The sequence below is a fragment of the Chryseobacterium sp. G0162 genome (assembly GCF_003815715.1).
In the GTDB taxonomy this organism is placed as follows: Bacteria; Bacteroidota; Bacteroidia; order Flavobacteriales; family Weeksellaceae; genus Chryseobacterium.
This window is the reverse complement of the sequence record NZ_CP033922.1, coordinates 549,467-560,924: the sequence shown is the minus strand read 5'-3', so window position 1 is coordinate 560,924 and position 11,458 is coordinate 549,467. Positions and strand designations below refer to the sequence as shown.

Annotated in this window: 11 protein-coding genes; 10 read left to right on the top strand and 1 reads right to left on the bottom strand. The window is 35.8% G+C overall.

The window, feature by feature from the left end; genetic code table 11:
* The first annotated feature begins 10 nt into the window (after positions 1 to 10).
* The gene (argH, locus tag EG344_RS02700; RefSeq protein WP_123908168.1) at positions 11 to 1,315 is read left to right on the top strand and encodes an argininosuccinate lyase; all 1,305 of its coding nucleotides are present in this window, start codon (positions 11 to 13) and stop codon (positions 1,313 to 1,315) included.
* Between the two features lie 206 nt (positions 1,316 to 1,521).
* Here argH and EG344_RS02695 read toward each other — a convergent pair whose 3' ends face one another.
* Positions 1,522 to 1,983 (bottom strand): Lrp/AsnC family transcriptional regulator, encoded by a 462-nt coding sequence (locus EG344_RS02695; RefSeq protein WP_123908167.1) that lies wholly within the window; start codon positions 1,981 to 1,983, stop codon positions 1,522 to 1,524.
* Positions 1,984 to 2,222: 239 nt separating this feature from the next.
* On the opposite strand from EG344_RS02695, the gene EG344_RS02690 reads away from it, so the two are divergent.
* The 9 genes from EG344_RS02690 (at position 2,223) to EG344_RS02650 (ending at position 11,444) form a co-directional block, all read left to right on the top strand.
* The gene (locus EG344_RS02690) at positions 2,223 to 3,113 is read left to right on the top strand and encodes an aspartate carbamoyltransferase catalytic subunit (RefSeq protein WP_123908166.1); all 891 of its coding nucleotides are present in this window, start codon (positions 2,223 to 2,225) and stop codon (positions 3,111 to 3,113) included.
* A gap of 89 nt (positions 3,114 to 3,202) precedes the next feature.
* Positions 3,203 to 4,276, top strand: coding sequence for a carbamoyl phosphate synthase small subunit (locus tag EG344_RS02685; protein ID WP_123908165.1), 1,074 nt, complete (start codon positions 3,203 to 3,205; stop codon positions 4,274 to 4,276).
* A gap of 40 nt (positions 4,277 to 4,316) precedes the next feature.
* On the top strand, positions 4,317 to 4,670 hold the full coding sequence (locus EG344_RS02680) for a four helix bundle protein (protein ID WP_123908164.1): 354 nt from the start codon (positions 4,317 to 4,319) through the stop codon (positions 4,668 to 4,670).
* Between the two features lie 60 nt (positions 4,671 to 4,730).
* Complete coding sequence (carB, locus tag EG344_RS02675; RefSeq protein WP_123908163.1) at positions 4,731 to 7,913, top strand: carbamoyl-phosphate synthase large subunit; 3,183 nt, start codon at positions 4,731 to 4,733, stop codon at positions 7,911 to 7,913.
* Between the two features lie 158 nt (positions 7,914 to 8,071).
* A complete protein-coding gene (locus EG344_RS02670) occupies positions 8,072 to 8,533 on the top strand; it encodes a pyridoxamine 5'-phosphate oxidase family protein (RefSeq protein ID WP_123908162.1) in 462 nt (153 codons plus the stop codon).
* Between the two features lie 20 nt (positions 8,534 to 8,553).
* On the top strand, positions 8,554 to 8,982 hold the full coding sequence (locus EG344_RS02665) for a hypothetical protein (protein ID WP_123908161.1): 429 nt from the start codon (positions 8,554 to 8,556) through the stop codon (positions 8,980 to 8,982).
* A gap of 139 nt (positions 8,983 to 9,121) precedes the next feature.
* Positions 9,122 to 9,916 (top strand): hypothetical protein, encoded by a 795-nt coding sequence (locus EG344_RS02660; RefSeq protein WP_123908160.1) that lies wholly within the window; start codon positions 9,122 to 9,124, stop codon positions 9,914 to 9,916.
* 68 nt (positions 9,917 to 9,984) lie between these two features.
* Complete coding sequence (locus EG344_RS02655) at positions 9,985 to 10,821, top strand: hypothetical protein (RefSeq protein ID WP_123908159.1); 837 nt, start codon at positions 9,985 to 9,987, stop codon at positions 10,819 to 10,821.
* A 128-nt stretch (positions 10,822 to 10,949) separates the two neighbouring features.
* Positions 10,950 to 11,444 carry a hypothetical protein gene (locus tag EG344_RS02650; protein WP_123908158.1) on the top strand — a complete coding sequence of 165 codons (495 nt, stop codon included), beginning with the start codon at positions 10,950 to 10,952 and terminating at the stop codon, positions 11,442 to 11,444.
* The last annotated feature ends 14 nt before the right edge of the window (positions 11,445 to 11,458 follow it).

Genomic DNA, 11,458 nt, shown 5'->3' with positions numbered 1-11,458 from the left:
AATCATACTTATGAAAAAAATATGGCAAAAGGATGACCTGGCCACCAATATATTAGTCAATAACTTTACCGTAGGAAAAGACCTTGACTTTGATGAACGTTTAGCCAAATATGATGTTAAAGGTTCTATGGCACATTGTATAATGCTTGCAGAAACCGGAATTATTTCTCATGAAGAATCCGAGCAGATGCTGGTAGTATTAAATGATATTTTACAGCAAATTGAAAATGGCAATTTTGAAATTGATAAAGAAGCTGAGGATATCCATTCTCAGGTAGAAGCAATCCTGATTACAAAATTAGGAGATACGGGAAAGAAAATTCACACGGCAAGATCAAGAAATGATCAGGTTTTATTAGATATAAAATTATATTTACTAGATGAAATCCGTGAAATTACCGCATTGACCGATGAATTTTTCCAGGTTTTGATTCAATTGGCAAATCAGCATAAAAATGTGCTGCTTCCCGGGTATACGCATTTGCAGATTGCGATGCCTTCATCCTTCGGATTGTGGTTTGGAGCATATGCAGAAGCCCTTTTGGATGATGTTGAAATGTTGTTCTCAACAAAAAATATCATTAATAAAAATCCGCTGGGTTCAGCAGCAGGTTATGGTTCATCTTTCCCGATCAACCGTGAAAGTACTACTTATAATCTGGGGTTTCAGTCCATGAACTATAATTCAGTCTATGCACAGATGACTCGTGGAAAATCTGAGAAGATGCTGGCAATGGCAATGGCAACTTTAGCAGGAACTTTAGGGAAATTTGCATATGATGTATGCCTGTATCTGAATCAGAACTTTGATTTTATCAGCTTTCCAAAAGAATTTACAACAGGAAGCAGCATTATGCCACATAAAAAGAATCCGGATATTTTCGAATTGGTTCGTGCACGATGCAACAGAATTCAGGCGTTGCCTAATGAATTGATCCTGTTGACAAACAATCTGCCATCAGGATACCACAGAGATGTACAGTTGACTAAGGAAATTTTATTCCCGGCTATTGATTCATTAAAGGAATGTCTTGAGATCTTAAGCTATACCTTGCCCAATATTCAGGTAAAAGACGGAATTCTCGAGGACGAAAAATATAAATACCTGTTCAGTGTAGAGAAGATTAATGAAGAAGTGAAAAGCGGAAGTTCTTTCCGTGATGCTTATGTAAAAGTGGGACAGGAGATTGAAAACAATGAGTTTGAATTCGAACCGGGAAGTTTAGATCATACTCACCAGGGAAGTATAGGAAATCTATGCCTGGATAAAATAGAATACCAGTTTAATAAACTGAAGAATAAATTATTAGGTTAAAAATCTGAACCATTAAGATATATAAAGGCTTGAGTTGACATAAAAAATCTAAAAATTACTTTAGAATCGCCTTATGTTTTATCGTTGTGAAATCCTTAAATCTTAATTGCTTAAGCTGTCTTAATGGTTGGATTTTATTTTGATCTTTGAAATTGATGATTGTGATGAAATCACATAAAGCTTCTTAAGGCTTAATAGTAAAAGAATTATTCAAGTTCAATTTTGAATTTAGTAGATTTTTTCACCTCATGAAGTACGATGGAGCTGTGGTACTGTCCGATATTAGGAACGTTTGAAATCACATTGACTGCAAACTCATTATAAGAGTTGATGTCTTTGGCAATAATTTTCAGCATATAGTCATACTCTCCGGAAAGACTGATGATTTCCTGTACTTCATCATATTTTCCGATATGCTTCTCAAAGGTTTCCAATACCTTCTTGGATTGCTCTTTAAGACGTACATTACAGTAGACTACAATATTCAAGCCCAGCTTTTCACGGTTTAAAAGCCCTACATACTTTTGAATGATCCCCTGCTTCTCCAATTGTTTGATTCTTTCATACGTCGGAGTAAAGGTAAGACCTATCTTTTCTGAAATTTCTTTCACCGATAAAGTAGAGTCTTCCTGTATAATGCTGAGAATCATTTTGTCTTTTAAATCCATAGAATAATGTTGTGTTGTAACAAAAATATTAATTTTAAATGAGAATAAGAAGTACTGAAGTTTTTAATTTATTTTAAACTTAATTTTTGTAGGTTCATAAAATTGTTGTATCTTTGCACCTAATGAATAAAAAAGCATTTATATCATTAGATTTACCGGGCGAAAGCGCCCTTTACGATATTTATTGTTATTAGCGAAGATTGTTGTCTTCGCTTTTTTTATGCTTAAAAATTAAGATTATGTTTACGATTACAGAACTAAGTACCGAGAAAATCAACAGTATACTGACAGAAGCACTAGCTTTCAGAAATGGAAAAACTGCTAAAATTGAAGGCGAAGTTTTTTGTTCCAATCTTTTCTTCGAAGACAGCACAAGAACAAAGACAAGCTTTGATATTGCAGAAAGAAAATTAGGATTACAGGTTGTTCCTTTTGATGCTTCACACAGTTCTGTAAATAAAGGTGAGAGTCTTTATGATACAGTAAAGACCATTGAAAGCCTTGGAGTAAATCTTGTAGTGATCCGAGATAAGAAAGACAGATACTTTGAAGAACTGAAAAATATTAAGATCCCTGTAATCAATGGAGGAGATGGAACAGGAAACCATCCTTCACAATGTATGCTGGATCTGATGACCATCTATCAGGAATTCGGAAAGTTTGAAGGACTAAAAGTAGGAATTGTAGGAGATGTAAAACACAGCCGTGTTGCCAACTCAAATGCTGAAGCGTTAAGAAGATTAGGAGCTAAAGTTTATTTTTCAGGACCTGAGCAGTGGTTTGATGAAGGAGCAATAATCAACGGAACTTATCTTTCAGTAGATGAACTGATCGCTGAAGTAGATGTTCTGATGTTATTAAGAATCCAACATGAGAGACATGATGCGGCCATGAGTTTCACAGCCTCTGACTATCATAAAAGATATGGTCTGACTAAAGAAAGAGAGCAAGCTATGAAAAAAGAAGCAATCATCATGCACCCGGCACCTATCAACAGGGGAGTGGAAATAGATTCAGACCTGGTAGAATGCAAACGTTCAAGAGTCTTCAGACAAATGGAAAATGGTGTTTTCGCCAGAATGGCCATTTTAAAAGATGCACTGGAAGAAAAAGGATTTACCTTTAAATAAAAGAACTAAGATAAAAGTAAAAAGTATTCATAAATCCATTAATACGTGAATACATTGTAAAAAAATAAAAGAAAATCTAAATAGAAAAAATGAAGAAAAAATTAATACTGGAGTCCGGTGAAGTGTTTCATGGAGAAGGTTTCGGAGCAGAATTGGAAACTGCAGGAGAAGTAGTTTTCAATACCGGAATGACAGGGTATCAGGAATTGATCTCTGACCCATCATACTGCGGTCAGATAGTTTGTATGACCTATCCGCTTATCGGGAATTATGGTATTAACCGTGATGATTATGAGAGTATTGAGCCGGCAATTAAAGGACTTATCGTAAAAGAACTTTGCGATCTTCCCTCCAATTTCCGTACTCAGATTACTTTAGATGAATTATTTAAGAAGAAAAACCTTTCAGGAATTTCAGGAATTGATACAAGAAGACTGACAAGAATTCTTCGTAACGCCGGAGTAGTGAAAGGAAAAATTGTGAATGCCGATGCAGACGAAGCAGCAACAGCTGCAGAACTGAAAACCACGACTTTCCCAATTAATCAGGTAGAAGAAGTTTCTACCAAAACACCTTATGCTAACCCTAACAGAGGTTTCAAAGTAGTATTGGTAGATTTTGGTGCTAAACTGGGAATTATCAGAGAACTATCTCAAAGAAACTGTGATATCATTGTGGTTTCTCAGGATACAACAGCAGAAGATATCCTATTGATGAATCCAGATGGAATTATGCTTTCAAACGGTCCTGGTGACCCGGAAGATGTACCACACGCATTAGACATGATCCGCGGATTATTAGGAAAAGTTCCAATCTTCGGAATCTGTTTAGGACACCAGTTAATTGGTCTTGCTTGTGGAGCTAAAACATTCAAACTGAAGTTCGGACACAGAGGCGGAAATCACCCTGTATTGGATTTAGCGAAAAACACTGTAGCAATCACTTCTCAGAATCATGGATATGCGGTAGATCAGGAAAGTTTAAAAGGTACAGACCTTATCGAAACGCACATCGCACTAAACGATAGAACCAACGAAGGATTAAAGCACAAAATCCATCCTTGTTTCTCTGTGCAGTATCACCCTGAAGCGAGCCCAGGTCCTGAGGATGCAAACTACCTGTTTGATGAGTTTATTGAAATGATGGAGGATTTTAAGAAGTAATAAGATTTCAGATATTAGACATCAGATAACAGACTTTATTATGCATAATTTTGAAAAACTGGTTTTTTGGCAGAAATCTATAGAACTTGCAAAACAGGTTTATATTATTTGTGCTGAGTTGCCTAAAGATGAAAAGTTTGGTTTGATTTCTCAAATTAAAAGGTCTGTAATCTCTATTCCTTCTAATATAGCCGAAGGAGCAGGGAGAAATAATGATAGAGAATTTTATCATTTTCTTGGAATAGCAAATGCATCCTCTTTTGAACTACAGACACAGTTAATTTTAACAAGAGAATTGAATTTACTTGATGCAGAAAAAGTAGATCGTTTAATATCGAATCTGAATGAAATTCAAAGAATGATTTATACATTCAAATCTAATTTAAAAAAGTAAAACATCCTGTTGGAAGTCTGAAATCTGACATCTAACATCTTGTATCTAAAAAAAAGAAAAATGGCAAAACGTACAGATATAAAAACAATTTTAGTAATCGGTTCAGGACCTATCATCATCGGACAGGCAGCTGAATTTGATTACGCAGGAACGCAGGCTTGTCTGTCTTTGAAAGAAGAAGGCTACAAGGTAATTTTGATTAACTCAAACCCTGCAACGATCATGACAGATGTAGAAATAGCTGATAAAGTATATATCGAGCCGATTTCATTACAGTTTGTAAGTCATATCATCAGAAAAGAGCGTCCTGATGCATTACTACCAACGCTTGGAGGTCAAACTGGTCTTAACATGGCGGTAGAGCTTGAAAAATCGGGAATTCTTGAAGAATGCAAAGTGGAAGTATTGGGAACTAAGCTTTCAGCGATCAACAGAGCAGAAGACAGAGACCTTTTCCGTGAGTTGATGAGAGAGTTGAATGAGCCGGTTCCGGAATCTGATATCGTAAACACGGTAGAAGGAGCACTAGCTTTCGCAGATGCAATCGGATATCCTGTAATTGTTCGTCCTGCCTTTACAATGGGTGGAACAGGTGGAGGTATCGCTTCCACTGAAGCAGAATTAAAAGAAATTGCTGAACTGGGACTAAAACACAGTCCGGTTACACAATGTCTTATTGAGAAATCAATTGCAGGTTTCAAAGAAATTGAGTACGAAGTAATGCGTGATGCAAATGACAATGCGATTGTGGTTTGTAACATGGAAAATATTGACCCGGTAGGAGTTCACACAGGAGACTCTATCGTAGTAGCACCTTCTCAGACCCTTTCAGACAGAGAATATCAGTTACTGAGAAATGCCTCACTAAAAATCATCAGAGCTTTAGGAATTGAAGGCGGATGTAACGTACAGTTAGCATTAGATCCACATTCATTTGATTACTATATCATCGAGGTAAACCCTAGAGTATCCCGTTCATCAGCTTTAGCAAGTAAAGCTACAGGATATCCGATTGCAAAAATCGCTGCGAAAATTGCAGTAGGATTAACACTGGATGAAATCATGAATCCGGTAACAGGAAAAACATACGCATGTTTCGAACCTGCTCTTGATTATGTGGTGACTAAATTCCCAAGATTCCCATTCGATAAATTCGAAACAGCAGACAGAAGACTTTCTACTCAGATGAAAGCGACTGGGGAAGTAATGGCGATTGGAAGAAACCTTGAGGAATCTTTACAGAAAGCAATCCGTTCATTAGAAACAGGAATCAAGCATCTTGGATTAAAAACAAAGCAAGCTCAGGCACTTACTGCTGAAGAAATCGAGAGAAGAATCAGAGTGTGTGATGATGAGAGATTATTCATTATCGGAGATGCTTTAAGAAGAGGATACGACTGGGAACAAATCGTAGAATGGAGCAAAATTGATAAATTCTTCATCTGGAAACTTAAAAAGCTTGTTGATTTCGAAAAGGTAATCGCAGCTAACAAATTTGATAAAGAAACCTTAATTGAAGCTAAGAGATTAGGTTTTGCAGATATCAACATCGCGGTTCTTTGGGATGTAAAAGAACGTGAGGTATTCAACTTCAGAAAAGAAAACGGGGTAATGCCGGTGTACAAAATGGTAGACACTTGTGCTGCTGAGTTTGAAAGTGAAACACCATATTTCTACGGAACTTACGAAGAAGAAAACGAAAGTGTAGTTTCTGATAAAGAAAAAATCATCGTGTTAGGTTCAGGACCTATCAGAATCGGACAGGGAGTTGAATTCGACTACGCAACGGTACACTCAGTATGGGCAATCAAGGAAATGGGGTATGAAGCGATCATTATCAACAACAACCCTGAAACTGTTTCTACAGACTTCTCGATCTCGGATAAATTATACTTCGAACCATTGACCGAAGAAGATGTAATGAACATCATCGATCTTGAAAAACCTAAAGGAGTGGTGGTTCAGTTCGGAGGACAGACAGCGATCAACCTTGCAGATAAATTAGCTTCTCACGGAGTACAGATCTTAGGAACTTCATTAGAAGACCTTGACAGAGCTGAAAACAGAGATAAATTTGAAAAAGCACTTCAAGAGATGGGAATTCCTCAGCCAAAAGGAAGAACTTCCACTTCGAAAGAAGAAGCCATTAAAATTGCTAACGAAATCGGTTACCCGGTATTGGTGCGTCCAAGTTATGTTCTTGGAGGTAGAGCAATGGAAATTGTATACGCAGAAGCAGAATTGGCTCATTATATGGAGCACGCAGTAGACGCAAGCCCTGAACACCCTGTTTTGGTAGACAAATACATGGTAGGAAAAGAGATTGAAGTAGATGCAATTTGTGACGGTGAAACAGTGGTAATTCCAGGAATTATGGAGCACATTGAAAGAGCAGGGGTTCACTCCGGAGACTCTATCGCAGTATATCCGCCACAGAATATTTCTCAGAGTGAAATCGATACTTTAGTAGACTATACTCAAAGACTGGCAAAAGGACTGAAAGTGATTGGATTAATGAACATCCAGTACGTTCTTTTCGAAGGAAACGTATATGTGATCGAAGTAAACCCACGTTCTTCAAGAACAGTTCCTTTCTTATCTAAAATCACAGAAGTTCCAATGGCTAACCTTGCAACGAAAGCGATCTTAGGACAGAAATTAACGGATCTTGGTTACAAAAACGGGTTGGTTCCGAATAAAGAAGGAGTTTTTGTAAAAGTACCGGTATTCTCTTTCTCAAAACTGACAAAGGTTGACATCTCTTTAGGCCCTGAAATGAAGTCTACAGGAGAGGTTATGGGGAAAGATACTACTTTAGAGAAAGCCCTTTACAAAGGATTGGTTGCAGCAGGAAGAAAAGTTCCTATGCACGGTTCTATCTTATTTACTGTAGCTGATAAGCACAAAGAAGAAGCAGCTGATTTGGCAGCAAGATTCCATGAAGTAGGTTTCAGAATCTGGGCTACGGAAGGTACAGCGAAATTCTTCGAAGAAAAAGGAATTCCTTGCAAAATAGGATACAAAATAGGAGAAGAAAGCGTAAATCTGATCGACCTGATCCAGAAAGGAAAAGTTCAGTATGTGGTAAATACCACTACAAAAGGAAAACAAGCAGAAAGAGACGGATTCCAGATCAGAAGAATGAGTGTGGAAAATGGTGTTCCTTGTTTAACTTCAATGGACACAGTAGAAGCCATCTTGAAAGTAATTGAAAGCATGAGCTTCAAAATGGAGACCATGTAATTTCGAAAAATAGATATTTCAAATCCCGTAAGTTTTCTTGCGGGATTTTTTATTGGATGAATTATAAATAAGATAATATAAATAGATTTTGCTACGCAAGAAATTCTGTTGTACATTTAAAATATTGTAGAATTGTATAACCTATACCATGAATAAAGATGTTAACAGAAGAAGTAAAAAATTATATTGATAAAAGTGTCTTATGCTGGCTGGCAACTTCTGACAGGAATAATGAACCCAATGTTTCCCCCAAAGAAATATTTACCTACAAAGATGATACAACATTTTTAATTGCTCATCTCGCTTCACCCAACAGTGTAAATAATATTAAAGAGAACCCGAATGTTTGTGTCAGTTTTGTGGATATATTCGTACAGAAAGGATTTAAACTAAAAGGTCTGGCAACCATTATCGAAAAAGGGGATGAAATTTTTGAACATGCAGTACAACCTCTCATCAATTTGTTTACAGATCAATATCCTATCAAGGCTGTCATAGAAATATCAGTGACTAAAGTAGAAACAATACAGGCTCCGAGTTACTTTTTGTATAATGATATTACGGAACAATCTCAGGTAAATAGTGCAATGAAAACGTATAATGTAAAGCCAATGGAGTAAATAGTATGAATATAAATGTAATGATTAGAGTATTATTAGTAGGGTTATTTTTATTTTTATTTTGGGGATGTTCCTGGATAACAGATTTTTATATTCAAAACCTGACTGGAACTAAGAAAATAATAAAGATCAATTATAATTACCTAGTCTCAAAAGCAATTGCCAATGATCCTGACAGCTTTGAGTTTAATTATGAAAATGAAATATTATCTTCTAAAGCTTTTCGAAAAATCAAAAACCTGAAGTCTCTTGAAAAGATAGAAGTGAAAGATTCTGCTATTGTTTTGGAAGTTCCACCAAATTCGACAACAAGAATTGACCAAAGCCATAACGGAAGATGGAGATATATGATTAAAAGTGTTGAGATTGATGGAAAAGCCTTTAGCCCCGAAGAATTGAAGAATAAAACTAAGTTTATTAGTAAAGATTATGTTTATAAAATTGAATAAGCATTTTATGAGATATAATTTATTATTAACACTTAATAATAAACCTAACAGGTTTTAGAAACCTGTTAGGTTTATAAATCGGAACTCTTTTATCAACAATAATCCATAGTTTTGAAAACCACTTTATAATACACCCAAAATGAAATACAAATATTTAGTTTACATTCCGTTATTGACGATTGTTTCCTGTAATAAGTCTGAGCAAAAAGAGAAGACTTCCAATCCTGTGATTCCTAAAGAATCAGTCACTTTGGCATCAGAAAAAAGTCAGGGAGAGAAAGAAATATCCTGGAAAGGATTTTTGGATGGGAAAACTCCTGTGTTTATGCATTACCAGATTGATGGAAATGTAATTGTTGGTGAAATTACCTATCTGAATACTAAAAACAAATTACCAATAACACTTGTAGGAACCATTGATAGTGATAATAATTACAGGATTTTAGAATTTGAAAAATCGGGAAATATAACTGGTGTCATTACCGGAAAGCCAACGGAAAGTGGTTTCAAAGGAAGTTGGTTTTCACCGAAAACAAGAAAGGAGCTTACTCTTACCCTTATGAAGAAGGATACTGCTCTTGTTTCAAAAAGAATAGAAACAAAAGTTGAAGATCTGTTCGGACGTTATCATTATCAATATAGTGAAGCAGGATATCAGGGAGATTTGGAAATTAAGAGATTACCAGATTCAAAAGCTGTTTTTGGAATAACATCCGTTACCGGAGAACCGGCAAGAAATCTTGCACAAATAGACGATGACACCATCAGTCTGAAAACAACCAATTTTACCTACAAACTGACAGATGCCGATGATTGTGAATTTAGAGTCAGGTTTTACAAAGGATTTGCTGTCGTTCAGTATACTCAGGGAGTATGCAGCGGACAATTCGGAATGAATGCCACTATTGACGGAATATATTTGAAGACAAAATAATCAATAGTAGCTTGACTATTTATTGCTTCGGGGGTGAACAAAATAGGTAACATTATGATCAATAACAGATGGACGAAAAAGCAATAAAAATTCTACTCAAAACCATAAAAACTGCTCAGGATGAAAGCTTAAGTGACTGGTTTTACTGGGATCATTATATGCAGTATATTACCAGAGAAAACTTTGAGTACGCTAAGAAACATGGTGTAATGTATGAACAGGAAAATATCAATCATGATGAAATTTGCAGAAGAATTAAGGCTGCTGTAACTAAGATTGAAAAACAGGATGTTGTAAACGCTTTTCTTTACAGTTTAAGTACAAGACAATTAGAATATCGTTCTTTTTTGTCAAGTTATTGTATTGCAAAATCATTAGCGGAGCATAGTTTTACACCGAGTCCGGCTCCGAATGAAGGCATCTGTGCCGTCTGTGAACTTCATACATACGAATTCGAAGAACCGATTGAATTTAATACGATTAATTATTTTAAATATAAAGATGGTTCTTGTTTTGATAATTTAATCCAAATCTTATTTGATCTGGAACAATTTCCAAAACTCCCTCTAGTGAAGCCTTGTGAGAATGATGACAAGATACTAAAAGAATTGAAAACGATTATTGAAACTTCAGAACCTGGCGATAGAGTTTCTCAACTTAAAAAACGAATTTCCAAAACATTCAAATCAAATGATGGGGAAAGAGTAGCTGTGTTGGAAATTTTGGGAGTTATTGGTGTTTTGCATGATGATGAGCATTTTGGGTATGCAGACCAGTATATTACTTATCCGGAAAGAGAGCATAGGCTGATTAGGAATGATGATGTGGGGTATCCTGCCCGTTGGTGGCAAGGTAAATTTGGAATTGATACTGAAAAATGGAAATACTGGTTTGGGGAGAATTAATTGTACAGGTAAACCTATTGAATTTTTTTTTGCTGATTTATGTAAGAGGTTGTAAATTAGGGGATCATAAATACGTTATTCAATCTTTATGATAAATTGATCGAATTTCACCAAACTATATAACAACCATGGCAGAATATTACGCAAAATCCAACGATTCTTTATCTTTTGAACTTACCCATAATGATAAATTGACAGGGAAAATTACCTATAAAAGTTGGTTTAATTTTAATGCTGTGATTGAGTTGGCCGACCATCAAAGTTATCAGATTGAGCCTAAAGGTTTTTGGGGAACAACCATTGAATTGAAAGATAATGAAAAGGTTCTTTTGAAATTCAGAATGAACTGGAATGGGGAAATCATAGTGCAGACCTATTTTGATGGGATAAAAGAAAGTTTTGTGTGCAAGCATCGTGGAATTTTCAAAGATTCATTTGTGCTTACCGATAAAGTAGGGATGGAACTCTTGGTGATGAAGCCTCAATTTAAATGGAATCTTCTGAATTATGAATACCAGATTAGTACTTGTGGTGACTTTGAACAGTATCCGAATAAGGAAATACTTCTACTGACCTCATTACACTGCGCCAATTACTATATGTCTATGATGGTTGTGGTATAAAAGTACAGAAATTT

Bases quoted from the DNA above. Each gene is read 5' to 3' on its own strand.
- argH (WP_123908168.1), top strand. From the start codon at position 11: ATGAAAAAAATATGGCAAAAGGATGACCTGGCCACCAATATATTAGTC.
- EG344_RS02695 (WP_123908167.1), bottom strand. From the start codon at position 1,983: ATGGATTTAAAAGACAAAATGATTCTCAGCATTATACAGGAAGACTCT.
- EG344_RS02690 (WP_123908166.1), top strand. From the start codon at position 2,223: ATGTTTACGATTACAGAACTAAGTACCGAGAAAATCAACAGTATACTG.
- EG344_RS02685 (WP_123908165.1), top strand. From the start codon at position 3,203: ATGAAGAAAAAATTAATACTGGAGTCCGGTGAAGTGTTTCATGGAGAA.
- EG344_RS02680 (WP_123908164.1), top strand. From the start codon at position 4,317: ATGCATAATTTTGAAAAACTGGTTTTTTGGCAGAAATCTATAGAACTT.
- carB (WP_123908163.1), top strand. From the start codon at position 4,731: ATGGCAAAACGTACAGATATAAAAACAATTTTAGTAATCGGTTCAGGA.
- EG344_RS02670 (WP_123908162.1), top strand. From the start codon at position 8,072: ATGTTAACAGAAGAAGTAAAAAATTATATTGATAAAAGTGTCTTATGC.
- EG344_RS02665 (WP_123908161.1), top strand. From the start codon at position 8,554: ATGATTAGAGTATTATTAGTAGGGTTATTTTTATTTTTATTTTGGGGA.
- EG344_RS02660 (WP_123908160.1), top strand. From the start codon at position 9,122: ATGAAATACAAATATTTAGTTTACATTCCGTTATTGACGATTGTTTCC.
- EG344_RS02655 (WP_123908159.1), top strand. From the start codon at position 9,985: ATGGACGAAAAAGCAATAAAAATTCTACTCAAAACCATAAAAACTGCT.
- EG344_RS02650 (WP_123908158.1), top strand. From the start codon at position 10,950: ATGGCAGAATATTACGCAAAATCCAACGATTCTTTATCTTTTGAACTT.